The sequence below is a fragment of the Pseudomonas sp. GD03944 genome, from assembly GCF_029839275.1.
Taxonomy (GTDB): domain Bacteria; phylum Pseudomonadota; class Gammaproteobacteria; order Pseudomonadales; family Pseudomonadaceae; genus Aquipseudomonas.
On record NZ_JAOCAH010000004.1, the window covers coordinates 195,091 to 213,368 of the forward strand.

The window sequence follows — 18,278 nt, forward strand, 5'->3', positions numbered from 1 at the left end:
TCAGCCGATAAAAACGCTGACTGCCGTGAGAGGGCAATCGCGGCGCGCTGGACCCTGCAGGAGCCCCGGCCCGGGGCGAAGCAGGTCAGGCATTCGGCGCTCCCAGCCGTCATTCGCCGCGGGGCGCGGCTCCGACAGGCAGGCCAAACAGCAACACAGCTGCCCCCGGGTATCGCTGCGCTCAACCCAGGCTACGACCTGATGGGAAGGTTTCATTTTTTTTGGGGGAGCAGAAGGTCGTCAAAGCACCACATCAATCCCTGTGGGAGGGGCTTCAGCCGCGAGCTCGACGGCCGTTGTCACAACGCGTTCCAACGACATGAACGGAAGAGCTCGCGGGCAAGCCCGCTCCTCTAGAAATCAGCCGATAAAAACGCTGACTGCCGTGAGAGGGAAATCGCGGCGCGCTGGACCCTGTAGGAGCCCCGCCCCGGGGCGAAGCCGGTCAGGCATTCGGCGCTCCCAGCCGTCATTCGCCGCGGGGCGCGGCTCCCACAGGCAGGCCAAACAGCAACACAGCTGCCCCCGGGTATCGCTGCGCTCAACCCAGGCTACGACCTGATGGGAAGGGTTCAATTTTTTGGGGGGGAGCAAAAGTCGTCAGAGCACCACATCAATCCCTGTGGGAGGGGCTTTAGCCGCGAACTCGACGGCCTGTGTCATGACGTGTTCTTACCCTCAGAACGAAAAGCTTGCGGGCAAGCCCGCTCCTACACGGGCGGGCAAACGCCGGGCAATAAAAAACCGCCCCGAAGGGCGGTTTTCTGTGCGGCGGGTTACAGGCCGTTCTTGGCCTTGAACTCGCGACGGCGGCGGTGCAGCACCGGCTCGGTGTAGCCGTTGGGCTGCTTGGCGCCTTCGATCACCAGCTCCAGGGCAGCCTGGAAGGCGATGTTGTCGTCGAAGTTCGGTGCCAGCGGGCGGTACAGCGGGTCGTTGGCGTTCTGGCGGTCGACCACCGGGGCCATGCGCTTGAGGCTGGCAACGATCTGCTCTTCGCTGGCGATGCCATGGCGCAGCCAGTTGGCCAGCAGCTGGCTGGAAATACGCAGGGTGGCGCGGTCTTCCATCAGGCCGATGTCGTTGATGTCCGGCACCTTGGAGCAGCCGACGCCCTGGTCGATCCAGCGCACCACGTAACCGAGGATGCCCTGGGCGTTGTTGTCCAGTTCGTTCTGGATTTCCTCGGCAGACCAGTTGGTGTCCTTGGCCAGAGGGATGGTCAGGATGTCGTCCACCGACGCGGGGGCGCGCTTGGCCAGTTCGGCCTGGCGGGCGAACACGTCGACCTTGTGGTAATGCAGGGCGTGCAGGGTGGCGGCGGTCGGCGACGGAACCCAGGCGGTGTTGGCGCCGGACAGCGGGTGCGCGATCTTCTGCTCGAGCATGCCGGCCATCAGGTCGGGCATGGCCCACATGCCCTTGCCGATCTGGGCGCGGCCCTGCAGGCCGGTGGCCAGGCCGATGTCGACGTTGCTGTTTTCGTAGGCGCCGATCCACTTCTCGCTCTTCATGGCGGCCTTGCGCACCACGGCGCCGGCTTCCATGGAGGTGTGGATTTCGTCACCGGTACGGTCGAGGAAGCCGGTGTTGATGAACACCACCCGCTCGCTGGCGGCCTTGATGCACGCCTTGAGGTTGACGGTGGTGCGACGCTCTTCGTCCATGATGCCGACTTTCAGGGTGTTGCGCGGCAGGCCGAGGACGTCTTCGACGCGGCCGAAGATTTCGGTGGTGAAGGCCACTTCTTCCGGGCCGTGCATCTTCGGCTTGACGATGTACACCGAGCCGCTGCGGGTGTTCTTGCGGCTGGTGTTGCCGTTGAGGTTGTGGATCGCGATCAGGCTGGTGAACAGCGCATCGAGGATGCCTTCCGGGGCTTCGTTGCCCTGGGCATCGAGGATCGCTGGGTTGGTCATCAGGTGGCCGACGTTGCGCACGAACAGCAGGCTGCGCCCGTGCAGGGTCAGCTCGCCGCCGGCAGCGGTGGTGTACACGCGGTCCGGGTTCATGGTGCGGGTGAAGGTAGTGCCGCCCTTGGCGACTTCTTCCGCCAGGTCGCCCTTCATCAGGCCGAGCCAGTTGCGGTAGATCACGGTCTTGTCGTCGGCGTCGACGGCCGCTACCGAATCTTCGCAGTCCATGATGGTGGTCAGTGCCGCTTCCATCAGCACGTCTTTCACGCCGGCGGCGTCGGTGCTGCCGATCGGGCTGCTGGCGTCGATCTGGATTTCGAAATGCAGGCCGTTGTGCTTGAGCAGTACGGCGATGGGCGCGGCGGCGTCGCCCTGGAAGCCGATCAGTTGCGCGTCGTCACGCAGGCCGCTGTTGCTGCCGCCCTTGAGGCTGACGACCAGCTTGCCGTCGGCGATGCGGTAGCCGGTGGCGTCGACGTGGGAGCCGGCAGCCAGGGGCGCGGCCTCGTCGAGGAAGGCGCGGGCGAAGGCAATGACCTTGTCGCCACGGACCTTGTTGTAGCCGCGGCCTTTCTCGGCGCCGCCTTCTTCGCTGATCACGTCGGTGCCGTACAGGGCGTCGTACAGCGAGCCCCAGCGGGCGTTGGAAGCGTTCAGGGCGAAGCGCGCGTTCATCACCGGCACCACCAGCTGCGGGCCGGCCAGGCGGGCGATCTCGTCGTCGACGTTCTGGGTGGTGGCCTGGAAGTCGGCCGGTTCCGGCAGCAGGTAGCCGATTTCCTGGAGGAATGCCTTGTAGGCGACGGCGTCATGGGCCTGGCCGGCGCGGGCCTGGTGCCAGGCGTCGATCTGCGCCTGGAGCGCGTCGCGCTTGGCGAGCAGGGCGCGGTTTTTCGGCGCCAGTTCATTGATCACGGCTTCGGCGCCGACCCAGAACTTGTCGGCAGCGATGCCGGTACCGGGGATGGCTTCGTTGTTCACGAAGTCGAACAGCACTTTGGCGACCTGCAGGCCACCGACTTGAACGCGTTCAGTCATCACTTGCCTCACTCTGCTCAGCTCTTCAGCTCTACTTGATAGCCGCTTCAAACCCGGGGGTTCGATTCTTGTAGTCCAAGGCGCGGCATACTACATGAAGATATCGGGAAAATCAGTGGGTGCGCGTCGTTCTGCGACCAAGAAAGGCTTTCCAGTCACGTGCGGAGCTTTGTGTTCTCAAAAATCGATAATATTGTTTCATAAAAATATAAAAACGGTATACGACTTATTGCCTGTTCCGTTGTCCTTCCGACGAAACCGGCGGTCAGCCGCCTATACTGCGACGACCCCCTTCCGCGGAGTTTCCAGCATGCGTATCCATGCGGCCACCCAGGCCGATCTTGAGCTTCTCGCGCCGCTGTTCAGTGCTTACCTGCAGTTCTACGAGGTGGAAAAGCCCGCCAGCGAGGTGCGCGAGTTTCTCCAGCAACGCCTGGCCCGCGGCGATTCAACGGTGTTCATCGCCCTTGATGACGACGGCAGCGGCCTCGGTTTCGTCCAGCTTTACCCGCTGTTCGCATCATTGATGCTGCAGCCGTCGTGGCTGCTCAGCGACCTGTTCGTGGCACCCCAGGCCCGCTGCCGGGGTGTGGGGGAGGCGTTGATGAACCGCGCCCGCGACCATGCACAGGCCAACGGTGCCTGCGGGCTGCAACTGGAAACGGCGAAAACCAACCTGGCTGGACAGCGCCTGTACGAGCGCCTGGGCTATGTGCGGGACGAGGCGTTCTATACCTATTGGCTCAACCTGGCGTGAGCCGCCACTGCCGAGGAGGCACAAGATGGATCATCTGGTACTGACCGTGATTGCCCAGGACCAGCCGGGGCTGGTCGAGCGCCTGGCCAAGTGCGTCGCCGAACAGGGCGGCAATTGGTTGGAAAGCCGCATGGCCCGTATGGCTGGGCAGTTCGCCGGCATCCTGCGGGTGGCGGTGCCCAAGGAGTCCCGCGACACCCTGGTGCAAGCCCTGCAGGGCCTCGACGTGGCCGGCATCCGCGTGCTGTTCGCCGACAGCGGCAACGAGCCGCCGGCCGGCAGCTGGAAACCGATTCTGCTGGAGCTGGTGGGCAACGACCGTCCGGGTATCGTGCGCGACATCACCCAGGTGCTGGCCGAACAGGGGGTGAACCTGGAAAACCTGCTTACCGATGTGTCCCCGGCGCCCATGAGCGGGGACCCGCTGTTCCATGCCGAAGCGCTGCTGGCGGTGCCGCTGTCCCTGCCGCTGGATACCCTCAAGGCACGTCTGGAAACCCTGGCCGACGACCTGATGGTGGAGCTGAACCTGCGCGCGGAGGAGTGAGGCGACATATCCCCGGTAACCGTGTGTATCACTGTGGATAACCTGGGGGCTGCCGCGAGCCAGGCTAGTGCCCCGCGGCTTTCCGGGTGTCGGTTAAAAAACCAGCTATTTCAATAAGTTGTGCACGTAAGCTGGGGAGTCTTCTGTGGATAAGCCCGGGAGCAATGGCTGCGCGCCAGGGCCGGCGGGGCCTGGCGGGAATCGGCTGTTTTTTGTCCAGCGAGGCGGGGCCTTGCGCCCCGCCAGCAGGGTCAGGCACGGCGGCGCAGGGTCAGCCAGGCGTCGACGCTGTAGACCGCCAGACCGGCCCAGATGAACAGGAAGGCCAGCAGCTTGCTGGCGTCGAAATGCTCGTCGAAGACGAACACAGCGAGCAGCAGGACCAGGGTCGGCGCCACGTACTGCAGAAAGCCCAGGGTGGTGTAGGGCAGGTGCCGGGCGGCGGCGTTGAAACACACCAGCGGCACCAGGGTGATCGGGCCGGCAGCCATCAGCCACAGCGCTTCCGGGGTGCTCCAGAACGCCGGCTGGGCACTCATGGCGGCGGGGTGCAACAGCAGCCAGCCGATGGCCAGCGGCAACAGCAGCCAGGTTTCCACCACCAGCCCCGGCAGGGCGGCGACTGGTGCCTGTTTGCGGATCAGGCCGTAGAAGGCGAAGGTCAGCGCCAGCACCAGCGACACCCAGGGCAGGCTGCCGACCTGCCACACCTGTTGCGCCACGCCCACGGCCGCCAGGCCCACCGCCAGCCACTGCAGGCGCCGCAGGCGCTCGCCGAGAATCAGCATGCCCAGCAGCACGTTCACCAGCGGGTTGATGTAGTAGCCCAGGCTGGCCTCCAGCATGCGCCCGTTGTTCACCGCCCACACATAGACCAGCCAGTTGCTGGCGATCAGCACGCCGCACAGCGCCAGCACCGCCAGGCGCCGAGGATTGTCGAGCAGCTCGCGCAACCAGCCGGGGTGCTTCCACACCAGTAGCAGAGCGGCGCCGAACAGCGCCGACCACAGGGCGCGGTGGACGATGATTTCCAGCGACGGGACTTCCTGGATGGCTTTGAAGTACAGGGGGAACAGCCCCCAGATGATGTAGGCGCTGAGGCCGAGTATGTACCCGCGCTGCGGGTTGGCGGTGGCCATGGGATTCCTTGGGGTGTGGGGTGCCGAAAGAAGTGATTCTAAACATGTCGCACGCGCTTGTCCGGTTGGTCAGCATCGGTCAAGGGACCTGGCTGCGACAAAAGGCCCCGCCCGCTCGCAAGCGACGCATTCATTGCTCTGGAACAACAAACGCAGACGGTGGTTGGCCTGCAATGGAGGCAGTCAAGAAAAAGGAGCGTCGTGATGAACGTCTTACACCCTCTGGCACTGGCCGTGGCGTTGGTCTTCGCAGGACAGGCACTGGCCGACACGGCCGACGGATTGCAACGGATCAAGGTCGACCTGGTCGCGCCGCCGCAGGTCCACGCCCACGAGCAGGCGGTGACCAGCGCACCCCGCGTGGTGCAGTTCCGCATGGTCATCGAGGAAAAGAAAATGGTGATCGACAACCAGGGCACCACCCTGCAGGCGATGACCTTCGACGGTTCCATGCCCGGTCCGACCATGGTCGTGCACGAGGGCGACTATGTGGAGCTGACCCTGGTCAACCCGGCCACCAACAGCATGCCGCACAACATCGATTTCCACGCCGCCACCGGCGCCCTGGGCGGGGCCAAGTTGAGCTTCGTGGCGCCGGGCCAGGAAGTGGTGCTGCGCTTCAAGGCCGACCGCAGCGGCACCTTCGTCTACCACTGCGCGCCGGAGGGCATGGTCGCCTGGCACGTGCTCGCCGGCATGAGCGGCACCCTGATGGTACTGCCCCGTGACGGGCTGAAAGACCCGGTCGGCAACCCGCTGCGCTACGACCGTGCCTACACCATCGGCGAATTCGATCTCTACATTCCCAGGGACAAGGACGGCAAGTACAAGGACTACCCGAGCCTGATGGCCAGCTACCCGGACAGCCGCGAGGCGATGCGCACCCTGGTGCCGACCCACGTGGTGTTCAACGGACGGGTCGGCGCACTGACCGGCGAAAACGCCATGAGCGCCAAGGTCGGCGAGACGGTGTTGTTCATCCATTCCCAGGCCAACCGCGACACCCGTCCGCACCTGATCGGCGGCCACGGCGACTGGGTCTGGGAAACCGGCAAGTTCGACAACCCGCCGGAGAAGAACCTGGAGACCTGGTTCGTTCGCGGCGGCTCGGCGGGCGCGGCGCTGTACACCTTCAAGCAGCCGGGCATCTACGCCTACGTCAACCACAACCTGATCGAGGCGATGGAGCTGGGCGCCGCCGGGCACGTCAAGGTCGAGGGCGAGTGGAACGACGACCTGATGAAGCAGGTCCGCGCGCCCGGGCCGATTACCAGCGGCCAGTGAGGTGGCGGCAGTGAGCCCGCGACTCGTGCTGCTCGCTGCGCTGCTGCCGGGCTGTGTGCCCACCGCGCCACCGCCCGAGGTGGTGCTGGTGGACATCCCGGCAGGTGTGGCGCGTTACCAGTTGCCCGGCGCGGCGGCCGCGACGGAAGAGCGGCTGGCGGGCTTTTCCATCATGCGCCGGCAGGTCAGCCAGGCCGATTACGCTGCCTGTGTCGCGGCCCAGGCTTGCTCGGCCCTGGACACGGTCGGTGCGGCGCCCGACTTGCCCGCTGTCGGCCTGAGCTGGCTGGATGCCAGTGCCTACGCCCGTTGGCTGTCGCAGCGCCGCGGCGAACGCTATCGCCTGCCGCGCTACGGCGAGTGGGTGTTGGCGGCGGGTTCGGCCTACGTGGAGGAAGCGCCGATCGTCGATGACCCCGGTGATCCCGCTCGGCGCTGGTTGGCGGAATACGACCGGGAAGCCCGGCGCGGCGTGGCCTCGCCGGAGCTGAAGCGTTTCGGCGAGCAGGGCCGGAGCTCCACCGGCCTGCTCGATGCGGCGGGCAATGTCTGGGAATGGACCGACAGCTGTTTCGGCCAGCCGGGGCTGGCCGTGGGCGAGGGGTTCTGCGGCATCCGTGTAGCGGCCGGGCGGCATGCCAGCGGGCTGTCGGACTTCGTCCGCGACCCGGTCGGCGGGGCCTGCTCGGTGGGCAGGCCGCCGACCCACCTGGGGCTGCGCCTGGTTCGCGAGGGCTGAGTCAGCCGAACAGGCGCAGCGGTTCTTCGTCGAGGGCCGCCAGTTGTTCGCGCAGTGCCAGCACCTGGTCGCCCCAGTAGCGCTCGCCGGCGAACCAGGGGAAGGCCAGGGGGAAGGCCGGGTCGTCCCAGCGCCGGGCGATCCAGGCGCTGTGGTGCATCAGGCGCAGCGCGCGAAGGCCTTCGATCAGCGGCAGCTCGCGGGCGTCGAAGTCATGGAACTCCTGGTAGCCCTCCATCAGTTCGGCCAACTGACCCAGGCGCTCCTGGCGGTCGCCGGCGAGCATCATCCACAGGTCCTGCACCGCCGGCCCCATGCGGCAGTCGTCGAGGTCGACCACATGGAAGGCGTCGTCGCGGTGCAGCAGGTTGCCGGGGTGGCAGTCGCCGTGCATCCGAATCGGGTTGTAGCGCACGCGGCCGAACAGTTCGTCCAGGCGCTTGAGCAGGTCGCGGGCCACCGACTCATAGGCCGGGCGCAAACCACTCGGCACATAACCGCCGTCGAGCACGGTGGCGAGGGATGCATGGCCGAAGTTCTCCACCACCAGTGACTCGCGGTGAGCGAACGGGCGGCTGGCGCCCACCGCGTGCAGGCGGCCCAGTAGCTGGCCGAGGCTATACAGCTGGTCCAGGTTGCCCGGCTCCGGTGCCCGGCCACCGCGACGAGGGAACAGCGCGAAGCGGAAGCCGGCATGTTCGAACAGGCTTTCGCCGTCCAGCAGCAGCGGCGCCACCACCGGCACGTCGCACTCGGCCAGCTCGTGGCTGAAGGCGTGCTCCTCGCGGATCGCCGCATCGCTCCAGCGGTCCGGGCGGTAGAACTTGGCGATCAGCGGCTGGCTGTCCTCGATGCCGACCTGGTAGACCCGGTTTTCGTAACTGTTGAGTGCCAGCACGCGGGCGTCGCTGAGGTGGCCGAGGCTTTCCACGGCATCCAGCACCAGGTCGGGCGTGAGGTTGGCGAAGGGATGGGACATGGGCGGCTCCGGTGGCTGGGCCGCAGAGTGTAGCGCTTTAGCCGAAGCCCCGTGTCGCGATCAGAGCTGGGTGCCGAGCAGCACCTGGGCGGCGCTGAACTGGGCGCGCACCGGGTCGCCGGCCTTGAGGTGCTGCTGTGCCAGGTGCTCCGGGGCCGCCAGGGCGCAGAGGGTCTGGCCGCTGGCCAGGCCGATGCGCACTTCGCTGGGGCCGTCGCTGGCTGGCAGGATCTGCTCGATCCAGCCTTCCAGTGCGTTGCGTTGCGGGTCGGCGGGGCTGGACAGCGGGCTGAGTTCCAGCCAGCCGGCCTTGATCAGCGCGACCACGCCGCAACCCTCGGTCAGCTCGAGTTTTTCCGTGCTGTCGCGGGTGATCTGTGCCTGGATGCAGGCGCCGCCCGGCAGTTCGAGGGTCAACAGGTCGTTGCGGCCCTGGGTTTCGATCAGGCGAATACGCCCGGCCAGCTGATTGCGTGCGCTGGTGCGCAGCAGCAAGCGGCCGAGCAACTGCAGGTCAACATCGTTCTCCGCCGACTCCAGCAGCTGGGCCTGCACCGATTCCAGGCGGCGGTACAGTGCCAGCAGGCGCTCGCCGGCCTCGGACAGGTGCGCACCGCCACCGCCCTTGCCGCCCACGGTACGGATCACCAGGGGTTCTTCGGCCAGGTTGTTGAGTTCGTCGATGGCGTCCCAGGCGGCCTTGTAGCTCAGCCCGGCGGCTTTCGCCGCGCGGGTGATCGAGCCTTGTTGGGCGATCTGTTCGAGCAGCGCCATGCGTTGAGGGCGGCGGACCAGTTGTTGGGCGAGGGCAGAAAGGAGCGTCATGCGGCTGTGCTGTGTGGCTGTGACGGATGCCTGGCAATGTGCGGGATGCTGACCCGGGCGTCAAATGCGCGGGCTTCAGCCATCGCCGGGCTTGGGCGTACGGGCCAGGCAATAGACATCGACACGCCGTGCGCCGGCCTTCTTAAGCAGCCGCGCGATTCTGTCCGCGGTGGCGCCGGTGGTCAGCACGTCGTCCACCAGGGCCAGGTGGGTGCCGCGCAGCTCGGCGCTGTCCAGCAGGGCGAAGGCGTGGCGCAGGTTCTTCTGCCGCGCCGCCGCGTCCAACCGCTGTTGCGCCGGTGTGTCGCTGATGCGACGTACCCAGTGCGTCTGCAGCGGTAGCGACAGGTCGTGGCTCAGCCATTGGCCGAGCAGTTCGGCCTGGTTGAAGCCCCGGCGACGGTGCCGCGCATCGGCCAGGGGCACCGGCAGCAGGTGGTCGGGGCGCGGCAGACCCTCGTCGAAGGCGTGTTGCAGGTGCCGTGACAGCAGCGCCCCGAGCAGGCGCCCCAGCGGCCACTTGGCCTGATGCTTGAAACGGGTGATCAGGGTGTCGACAGGGAAGGCATAGCGCCAGGGCACTTCCACCCGTTCGAAGGCCGGCGGCTTCTTCTGGCAGGCGCCGCACACCAGGCCGCTGGCCGGCAGCGGCAGCGCACACACCCGGCAATGCCCCTGGAGCCAGGGCAGGTCGGCTTCGCAGTGGGTGCACAAGCGGATCGGGGTGTCGGTCTGCTCGTCACACAATAAGCAGTTTTGTTTGTTTTTTAACCAGTTGTAAACCTTGTATTCGTTATCGGGTTGACAGCGCATAAGCCTTCCTTAACTATGCCGGACATCCGTGTCGCGTTTGCTGAATGTAGCAGCGTGCAGCCTATAAGAAGGATCACCGATGAGCGCCTCCACCACCGCCACCCTGCGTCACGACTGGTCCCTCGCCGAGGTCCGGGCGCTGTTCGAACAGCCGTTCAACGACCTGTTGTTCCAGGCGCAGACGGTGCACCGCGCGCATTTCAATCAGAACCGCGTGCAGGTCTCGACCCTGCTGTCGATCAAGACCGGCGCCTGCCCGGAAGACTGCAAGTACTGCCCGCAATCCGGCCACTACAACACCGGGCTGGATAAGGAAAAGCTGCTGGAGGTGCAGAAGGTCCTGCAGGCGGCTGCCGAGGCCAAGGCCATCGGTTCGACCCGCTTCTGCATGGGCGCGGCGTGGAAGCACCCGTCCGCCAAGGACATGCCCTACGTGCTGGAGATGGTCAAAGGGGTCAAGGCCATGGGCCTGGAAACCTGCATGACCCTCGGCCGGCTCGACCAGGAGCAGACCGCGGCGCTGGCCGACGCGGGGCTGGACTACTACAACCACAACCTCGACACCTCGCCGGAGTTCTACGGCAACATCATCACCACCCGCACCTACAGCGAGCGCCTGCAGACCCTGGCCTACGTGCGCGAAGCGGGGATGAAGATCTGCTCCGGCGGCATCCTCGGCATGGGTGAGTCGCTGGACGACCGCGCCGGCCTGCTGATCCAGCTGGCCAACCTGCCCGAGCACCCGGAAAGCGTGCCGATCAACATGCTGGTCAAGGTCAAGGGCACGCCCCTGGCCGAAGAGAAGGACGTCGACCCGTTCGACTTCATCCGCATGCTCGCCGTGGCGCGGATCATGATGCCCCAATCCCACGTGCGCCTGTCCGCCGGCCGCGAAGCGATGAACGAGCAGATGCAGGCGCTGGCGTTCTTCGCCGGGGCCAACTCGATCTTCTACGGCGAAAAACTCCTGACCACCGCCAACCCGCAGGCGGACAAGGACATGCAGCTGTTCGCCCGACTCGGCATCAAGCCGGAAGAGCGCGAAGAGCACGCCGATGAAGTGCACCAGGCGGCCATCGAGCAGGCCCTGGCCGAGCAGCGCGACGCCAGGCTGTTCTACAACGCTGCGGTCTGACCCCGCGCGTTTCACCGCTGATTTCTGCCGCATCGCCCGTCGGTGTGGCGGGGTCGTCTCGTCGATTTTCCAGGGGTGGCCATGCCATTCGATCTTGCTTCCCGTCTCGCTGAACGCCGCGCCGCGCACCTGTACCGGCAGCGCCCGCTGCTGGCCTCGCCCCAGGGGCCGCGGGTGGTGGTGGACGGGCGCGAGCTGCTGGCGTTCTGTTCCAACGACTACCTGGGGCTGGCCAACCACCCGCAGGTGATCGAGGCCTGGCAGGCCGGCGCCCGGCGCTGGGGCGTTGGCGGCGGTGCCTCGCACCTGGTGGTGGGCCACAGCACGCCCCACCACGAGCTGGAAGAAGCGCTCGCCGAATTCACCGGCCGACCCCGGGCGCTGCTGTTTTCCACCGGTTACATGGCTAATCTGGGCGCGGTCACGGCGCTGGTGGGGCAGGGCGATACCGTGCTGGAAGACCGCCTCAACCATGCCTCGCTGCTGGACGCCGGGTTGCTTAGCGGGGCGCGGTTCTCCCGCTACCTGCACAACGACAGCGTCAGCCTGGCCAACCGCCTGCGCAAGGCAATGGGCAATACACTGGTGGTCACCGACGGGGTGTTCAGCATGGACGGCAACCTGGCCAACCTGCCGGCGCTGTGTGCCGAGGCGCGACTCAAGGGGGCCTGGGTGATGGTCGACGACGCCCACGGCTTCGGCCCGCTGGGCGCCACCGGCGGCGGGATCGCCGAGCATTTCGGCCTCGGCCTGGACGATGTCCAGGTACTGGTCGGCACCCTCGGCAAGGCCTTCGGCACCGCCGGGGCCTTTGTCGCTGGCAGTGACGAGCTGATCGAGAGCCTGGTGCAGTTCGCCCGGCCCTACATCTACACCACCAGCCAGCCGCCGGCCCTGGCCTGCGCCACGCTGAAGAGCCTGGAACTGCTGCGCAGCGAACACTGGCGCCGCGAACACCTGAATGCGCTGATCGCGCAATTCCGCCAGGGCGCCGCGGCCATGGGTCTGCACCTGATGGACAGCGCCACGCCGATCCAGCCGATCCTGATCGGCGACAGCGACCGTGCGCTGCGCCTGTCGCAGATGTTGCGCGAGCGCGGCTTGCTGGTGACCGCGATTCGCCCGCCCACCGTGCCGGCCCGCAGCGCGCGCCTGCGCGTCACCCTGTCGGCCGCCCATGACCGCGAGCAGGTCGATACCCTGCTCAGTGCCTTGGCGGAGTGCTGGCCGCTGGTGAGCGATGGAGCAGCCGAACGTGCGTGATCGTCTGATTTTGCTGCCTGGCTGGGGACTGGGCACGGCGTCCCTGGAACCCCTGGCCGATGCGTTGCGCGGCCTCGATGAACGGTTGCAGGTGGAGATCCTGCCGCTACCTGCATTGTCGCTCAGCGACCCCGAGGCCTGGCTCGACGCCTTGGACGCGCACGTGCCCCAGGACACCTGGCTGGGCGGCTGGTCGCTGGGCGGCATGCTGGCCACGGCCCTGGCGGCGCGCCGGGGCGAACGCTGCTGCGGTGTGGTGACCCTGGCCAGTAACCTGCGCTTCGTCGTCTCGGAAGATTGGCCGAGCGCCATGCCGACGCCGACCTTTGCCCAGTTCCAGCAGGGCTGCGCCAGCGATGCACGTGCGACCCTCAAGCGATTCACCTTGCTGTGCAGCCAGGGCGCGGAAGACGCCCGCGGCTTGTCGCGCCGGTTGGCGGCCTGCGTCACGGATGAGCCCCCGGAGGTGCTGCTGGCCGGTCTGGCGGTGCTGTCGGCGCTGGACAACCGCGGCGCGTTGCCCTCGATCATCGGCCCGCAGTTGCACCTGTTCGCAGGCGGCGATGCCCTGGTGCCCTCCGAGGCCTCGGCGGCGTTGCTGGCGCTGCTGCCGGATGTGGAAGTCGGCCTGATCGATGGGCTGAGCCATGCCTTCGCCCTGGAGCGCCCCCATGAAATCGCCGCAACGATCCAGGCGTTCCTGCACGAGGCCGGTGATGAGTGAGATGAGCGTGCTGCCGGACAAGCAGCGGGTCGCGGCGTCCTTTTCCCGGGCGGCGGGCAGCTACGACAGCGTCGCCGCGCTCCAGCGCAGCGTCGGTTACCACCTGCTCGAGCTGTTGCCGCTCACCAGTGCCCCGTTACGCTGGCTCGACCTGGGGTGCGGGACCGGTCACTTCAGCCGAGCCCTGGCGACGCGTTTCGCTGAATCAGAAGGCGTGGCCCTGGACATCGCCGAAGGCATGCTGCGCCATGCGCGGCCCCTGGGTGGTGCGCAGCGTTTCGTGGCGGGAGACGCCGAATGCCTGCCGCTGCGTGGGCAATCCTGCGATCTGGTGTTTTCCAGCCTGGCTTTGCAGTGGTGTGCGGACTTCGCGGCCGTGCTGGGCGAGGCCCGGCGCGTCCTGCGCCCCGGTGGCGTCCTGGCCTTCAGCAGCCTGTGCGTCGGCACCCTGCAGGAGCTGCGTGACAGCTGGCAGGCGGTGGATGGCTTCGTGCACGTCAATCGCTTCCGCCGTTTCGAGGATTACCAAGGGTTGTGTGCGAGCAGCGGCCTGCAGGTCGAGCGCCTGGAAACGCAGCCCGAGGTGTTGCACTACCCTGATCTGCGTAGCCTGACCCACGAACTCAAGGCGCTGGGCGCGCACAACCTCAACCCAGGGCGGCCGGGCGGGCTGACCGGGCGGGCGCGGATGCTCGCGCTGATCGAGGCTTATGAGCGTTTCCGGCAAACCGATGGGTTGCTGGCGACCTACCAGGTGGCCTACGGCGTGTTGCGCAAGGAGGATTGAGATGACGGCCGCTTACTTCGTGACCGGAACGGATACCGAGATCGGCAAGACCACCATCGCCGCGGGGCTGCTGCATGCCGCCCGGCTGCAGGGACTGTCCACCGCCGCTGCCAAGCCGGTCGCCTCCGGCTGCACCAGAACTGCCGACGGCCTGCGCAACGACGACGCCTTGGCGCTGCTCGGCGAATGCAGCCTGGCGCTGCGCTACGACGAAGTGAACCCCGTGGCCTTCGAGCCGGCCATCGCCCCGCACCTGGCGGCGCGGGAAGCCGGCGTGGTGCTGGACGTGGCCTCGCTACGCGGGCCGGTGCGGCGGGTACTGGAAAAAGGCGCCGACTTCACCCTGGTCGAGGGCGCGGGCGGCTGGCGGGTGCCGCTGGACGGGCAGGCCTCGTTGTCCGACCTGGTGATCAGCCTGCAGCTGCCGGTGATCCTGGTGGTGGGGGTGCGCCTGGGCTGCATCAACCAGGCGGTGCTGACCGCCGAGGCGATCAGCCGCGACGGCCTGATCCTGGCCAGCTGGGTGGCCAATGTGGTCGATCCGCAGACCTCGCGCCTGGAGGAGAACCTGGCGACCCTGGCCGAGCGTATCCCGGCACCGTGCCTGGGGTGTGTGCCGCGCCTGGCGTTGCCGTCAGCGGCGGCGGTGGCCAGTTGCCTGGACCTGAGCCTGTTGGAGCGGTTCTAAGCAGGCGTTATGCCATAGCCTTTTGTGTGTACGTTTTTTGAGCATTTTCTGTTTCAATAGGCCGCAACAGTGTCTCCTGTGGGAGTTCGTGCATGGAAATTTCCGGTAACGCCTTCAATTCCGGCCTCAGTACCATCCAATCGGGGCAGCGTCGCGTCGATCGGGCGGCAGCCGACATTGCCAGCAATGCCGTGACCACGCCCCAGCCGCCGGTACAGGGCACGCCGCAGAACCAGAACCCGAATCAGGTGAACGCCTCCGCCCAGTCACCGACCGAGAACCGCCCGGACCTCGCCGAAAGCCTGGTGGCCCTGCGGGTAGGGCAGTACGAGGCGCAGTCCGGTGCGCGGGTGGTGGAAACCGCCGACGAAGTACTGGGTACCCTGATCGACACCACCGCCTGACCGCGGCTGAGCAAGGTGCCCCTGGCCCCGGAGTAGGCCGATCACGCAGGGGCGAGGAGGCAGTGCATGCAGATCGGCGGTGCGTCGACTCACATAACGCATACGCCGTCGTTCCAGGCGGCTCGCCGGTTGTCGCCCGATGTTTCCCCCGATATCCGCCGCGCCGATCAGCCGCCGACACCCGGCCAGGCGCTAGGCGATGAGCAATCCACCTCCCCCCGTGAAGAAGCCGACCAGCCGGCCGGTTCTGCCGAAGACGCGGCCCGCAGTGGCTACCGTGAAAGCCGCGAAAGACGCCTCGAGCAGCTTGAGCAGCTGGAAGTCGCCAAACTGGTCAGCCGCGACCAGGAAGTGCGCAGCCACGAGCAGGCCCACGCCGCCGTCGGTGGCGCCTACGCGGGTTCGCCCACCTACACCTTTACCCGTGGCCCCGACGGCAAGCGCTACGCGGTCGGCGGCGAAGTCAGCATTGATGTATCCCCGGTTCCCAACGATCCCCAGGCCACCCTGCGCAAGATGGAGGTCGTGCTGCGTGCGGCCCTGGCGCCGGCCGAGCCGTCCGCCCAGGACCGCCGCGTAGCCGCCGAGGCCCAGGCGCAGATGGCCCAGGCCCGTGCCGAGCTTATGGCTGCGCAACGCAGCGAAGCCAGCGCCGAAGCCGAAAAGGCGGCGGAAAAGAAAAAGGAAGAGGAGGCTTCCAAGGAGGCCGAGCCGACGGAGCGGCAGGGGCTCGCGCCAGCGCCTAATCTTGAGTTGTACCGGCTGATTGGCGAACGCCAGGACGCGACAGGGCAGGTCAATCTGGTCGCCTGAGCGGCTGGCCTGTCCCTCCCGACGACACCTTCCATCCGTCCGTACACATCCTGTTGATCATGCGGGCGGCGCTCGCCCGGTGGTGCTTGACAAGGCAGGGGCGTAAACGTATGTTTCAAACGCCTGTTTGATTGCGTGCTCGGCAGCCAGCCGACCAGCAGTCGGGAGATATCCCGTAAACGACCGCCGATCCGGTCACCCAAACACTAAGAGTCCACCGCAGAGGTTAACCGCTATGCCTGATTACAAGGCCCCCTTGCGTGATATTCGTTTCGTACGTGACGAACTGCTCGGCTACGAAGCGCACTATCAGAGCCTGCCTGGCTGCCAAGACGCTACTCCAGACATGGTCGACGCCATCCTTGAAGAAGGCGCCAAGTTCTGTGAGCAGGTCCTGTCTCCGCTGAACCGTGTGGGTGACACCGAAGGCTGCACCTGGTCCCCGGAAGGCGTGAAAACCCCGACCGGCTTCAAAGAGGCCTACCAGCAGTTCGTCGAAGGCGGCTGGCCGAGCCTGGCCCATGACGTGGACCACGGCGGCCAGGGCCTGCCGGAGTCCCTCGGCCTGGCTGTCAGCGAAATGGTCGGCACCTCCAACTGGTCCTGGGGCATGTACCCCGGCCTGTCGCACGGTGCGATGAACACCATCTCCGAGCACGGCACCGACGACCAGAAGCACACCTACCTGACCAAGCTGGTATCCGGCGAGTGGACCGGCACCATGTGCCTGACCGAGCCGCACTGCGGTACTGACCTGGGCATGCTGCGCACCAAGGCCGAGCCTCAGGCCGACGGCAGCTACAAGGTGTCCGGCACCAAGATCTTCATCTCCGCCGGTGAGCACGACATGGTCGATAACATCGTCCACATCGTCCTGGCGCGCCTGCCCGATGCACCGGCCGGCACCAAAGGCATTTCCCTGTTCATCGTTCCGAAGTTCCTGCCCGACGCCAATGGCGGCGCAGGCCAGCGCAACGCGGTGAGCTGTGGTTCCATCGAACACAAGATGGGCATCCACGGCAACGCCACCTGCGTGATGAACTTCGATGGCGCCACCGGCTTCCTGATCGGCCCGGCCAACAAAGGCCTGAACTGCATGTTCACCTTCATGAACACTGCACGCCTGGGTACTGCTCTGCAGGGCCTGGCTCACGCCGAAATGGGCTTCCAGGGTGGTCTGAAGTACGCCCGCGAGCGTCTGCAGATGCGTTCCCTGACTGGCCCGAAAGCGCCGGACAAGGCCGCTGACCCGATCATCGTGCATCCGGACGTGCGCCGCATGCTGCTGACCATGAAGGCCTTTGCCGAAGGCAACCGCGCGATGGTGTACTTCACCGCCAAGCAGGTCGACATCGTCAAGTACAGCCAGGACGAAGCCGAGAAGAAGCAAGCCGACGCGCTGCTGGCTTTCCTGACCCCGATCGCCAAGGCCTTCATGACCGAAGTGGGATTCGAGTCCGCTTCCCACGGCATGCAGATCTACGGTGGCCACGGCTTCATCAGCGAGTGGGGCATGGAGCAGAACCTGCGTGACTGCCGCATCTCCATGATGTACGAAGGCACCACCGGCATTCAGGCGCTGGACCTGCTGGGCCGCAAGGTCCTCATGACCCAGGGCGAAGCGCTGAAAGGCTTCACCAAGATCGTGCACAAGTTCTGCCAGAGCAACGAAGGCAACGACGCGGTCAAGGAATTCGTCGAGCCGCTGGCCAAGCTGAACAAGGAGTGGGGCGAGCTCACCATGAAGGTCGGCATGGCTGCGATGAAAGATCGCGAAGAAGTCGGCGCCGCTTCCGTGGACTACCTGATGTACTCCGGCTACGCCTGCCTGGCCTACTTCTGGGCCGACATGGCACGCCTGGCTGCCGAGAAACTGGCTGCCGGTACCGGTGAAGAGGCCTTCTACAAGGCCAAGCTGCAGACTGCGCGTTTCTACTTCGCCCGTATCCTGCCGCGTACCCGTACCCACGTCGAAACCATGCTGTCGGGTGCCAACAACCTGATGGACATGAAAGAAGAAGACTTCGACCTGGGCTACTAAGGCCAAGGTTCGGATCGTCTGAAAAGCCGCTGCCCGCAAGGGCAGCGGCTTTTTTTATGGCCCTGAATAAACTGCGCTGACCGGCTTTGTGTACCTCGCCTGGCGGGCGGAGCTGCAATTCCCGTAGGAGGGGCCTTGGCCGCGAGCTTCTCGGCTGTTCGTGACGCCGCAGGTGTCCCGTGGAAAGAGCTCGCGGGCAAGCCCGCTCCTACGAAAGCGCCATCCGCGTACCTCGCCTGGCGTGCATCTTCTACGGTGTGGCCGGGCCACCGGCCGACACCGGTGATCGACACGTTGATTACTGCGCATTTTGCGCGATGAAGCGGTGCGTAATCGGCACGATACAGGCAGAATGCCAGCCTGGTTCGGACCCGTTTGCCTGGAGC

General features: G+C 66.3%; 17 protein-coding genes. 12 read left to right on the top strand and 5 right to left on the bottom strand.

Annotated features, from left to right (window positions below; translation table 11 throughout):
• Positions 1–776 precede the first annotated feature (776 nt).
• Entirely contained in the window at positions 777–2,954 is a 2,178-nt protein-coding gene (locus N5C28_RS09130) for a malate synthase G (protein WP_279821754.1), read from the bottom strand.
• Between the two features lie 310 nt (positions 2,955–3,264).
• On the opposite strand from N5C28_RS09130, the gene N5C28_RS09135 reads away from it, so the two are divergent.
• On the top strand, positions 3,265–3,711 hold the full coding sequence (locus N5C28_RS09135; protein ID WP_279821755.1) for a GNAT family N-acetyltransferase: 447 nt from the start codon (positions 3,265–3,267) through the stop codon (positions 3,709–3,711).
• A gap of 25 nt (positions 3,712–3,736) precedes the next feature.
• Complete coding sequence (locus N5C28_RS09140) at positions 3,737–4,258, top strand: glycine cleavage system protein R (protein ID WP_279821756.1); 522 nt, start codon at positions 3,737–3,739, stop codon at positions 4,256–4,258.
• A gap of 251 nt (positions 4,259–4,509) precedes the next feature.
• Here the strand turns inward: N5C28_RS09140 and rarD are convergent, their stop codons facing one another.
• Positions 4,510–5,397, bottom strand: a complete 888-nt coding sequence (gene rarD, locus N5C28_RS09145; protein WP_279821757.1) for an EamA family transporter RarD — start codon at positions 5,395–5,397, stop codon at positions 4,510–4,512.
• A gap of 204 nt (positions 5,398–5,601) precedes the next feature.
• Between rarD and nirK the strand changes: the two genes are divergently transcribed.
• Both nirK and N5C28_RS09155 read left to right on the top strand, forming a co-directional pair.
• Positions 5,602–6,681, top strand: a complete 1,080-nt coding sequence (nirK, locus tag N5C28_RS09150; protein ID WP_279821758.1) for a copper-containing nitrite reductase — start codon at positions 5,602–5,604, stop codon at positions 6,679–6,681.
• Between the two features lie 10 nt (positions 6,682–6,691).
• A complete protein-coding gene (locus N5C28_RS09155) occupies positions 6,692–7,420 on the top strand; it encodes an SUMF1/EgtB/PvdO family nonheme iron enzyme (RefSeq protein ID WP_279821759.1) in 729 nt (242 codons plus the stop codon).
• A gap of 1 nt (position 7,421) precedes the next feature.
• Here N5C28_RS09155 and N5C28_RS09160 read toward each other — a convergent pair whose 3' ends face one another.
• The 3 genes from N5C28_RS09160 to N5C28_RS09170 all read right to left on the bottom strand — a co-directional run bounded on the left by N5C28_RS09160 (position 7,422) and on the right by N5C28_RS09170 (position 10,037).
• A complete protein-coding gene (locus N5C28_RS09160) occupies positions 7,422–8,399 on the bottom strand; it encodes a serine/threonine protein kinase (RefSeq protein WP_279821760.1) in 978 nt (325 codons plus the stop codon).
• Between the two features lie 60 nt (positions 8,400–8,459).
• The gene (locus tag N5C28_RS09165; RefSeq protein WP_279821761.1) at positions 8,460–9,224 is read right to left on the bottom strand and encodes a TOBE domain-containing protein; all 765 of its coding nucleotides are present in this window, start codon (positions 9,222–9,224) and stop codon (positions 8,460–8,462) included.
• A 75-nt stretch (positions 9,225–9,299) separates the two neighbouring features.
• On the bottom strand, positions 9,300–10,037 hold the full coding sequence (locus N5C28_RS09170; protein ID WP_279821762.1) for a ComF family protein: 738 nt from the start codon (positions 10,035–10,037) through the stop codon (positions 9,300–9,302).
• 79 nt (positions 10,038–10,116) lie between these two features.
• On the opposite strand from N5C28_RS09170, the gene bioB reads away from it, so the two are divergent.
• The 8 genes from bioB (at position 10,117) to N5C28_RS09210 (ending at position 17,892) form a co-directional block, all read left to right on the top strand.
• The gene (gene bioB / locus N5C28_RS09175) at positions 10,117–11,172 is read left to right on the top strand and encodes a biotin synthase BioB (protein ID WP_279821763.1); all 1,056 of its coding nucleotides are present in this window, start codon (positions 10,117–10,119) and stop codon (positions 11,170–11,172) included.
• An 81-nt stretch (positions 11,173–11,253) separates the two neighbouring features.
• Entirely contained in the window at positions 11,254–12,435 is a 1,182-nt protein-coding gene (gene bioF, locus N5C28_RS09180) for an 8-amino-7-oxononanoate synthase (RefSeq protein WP_279821764.1), read from the top strand.
• Complete coding sequence (locus N5C28_RS09185) at positions 12,428–13,159, top strand: alpha/beta fold hydrolase (RefSeq protein ID WP_279821766.1); 732 nt, start codon at positions 12,428–12,430, stop codon at positions 13,157–13,159. Before bioF ends, N5C28_RS09185 begins: the two co-directional genes overlap by 8 nt.
• Positions 13,152–13,946: a malonyl-ACP O-methyltransferase BioC gene (gene bioC / locus N5C28_RS09190; protein ID WP_279821768.1), complete on the top strand. Its 795-nt coding sequence runs from the start codon at positions 13,152–13,154 to the stop codon at positions 13,944–13,946. Before N5C28_RS09185 ends, bioC begins: the two co-directional genes overlap by 8 nt.
• A 1-nt stretch (position 13,947) precedes the next feature.
• Complete coding sequence (bioD, locus tag N5C28_RS09195; protein ID WP_279821770.1) at positions 13,948–14,634, top strand: dethiobiotin synthase; 687 nt, start codon at positions 13,948–13,950, stop codon at positions 14,632–14,634.
• 92 nt (positions 14,635–14,726) lie between these two features.
• Positions 14,727–15,038 carry a hypothetical protein gene (locus N5C28_RS09200; RefSeq protein WP_279821772.1) on the top strand — a complete coding sequence of 104 codons (312 nt, stop codon included), beginning with the start codon at positions 14,727–14,729 and terminating at the stop codon, positions 15,036–15,038.
• 66 nt (positions 15,039–15,104) lie between these two features.
• A complete protein-coding gene (locus N5C28_RS09205; RefSeq protein WP_279821774.1) occupies positions 15,105–15,851 on the top strand; it encodes a putative metalloprotease CJM1_0395 family protein in 747 nt (248 codons plus the stop codon).
• A 235-nt stretch (positions 15,852–16,086) separates the two neighbouring features.
• Entirely contained in the window at positions 16,087–17,892 is a 1,806-nt protein-coding gene (locus N5C28_RS09210; protein ID WP_279821776.1) for a phenylacyl-CoA dehydrogenase, read from the top strand.
• Positions 17,893–18,278: the final 386 nt, after the last annotated feature.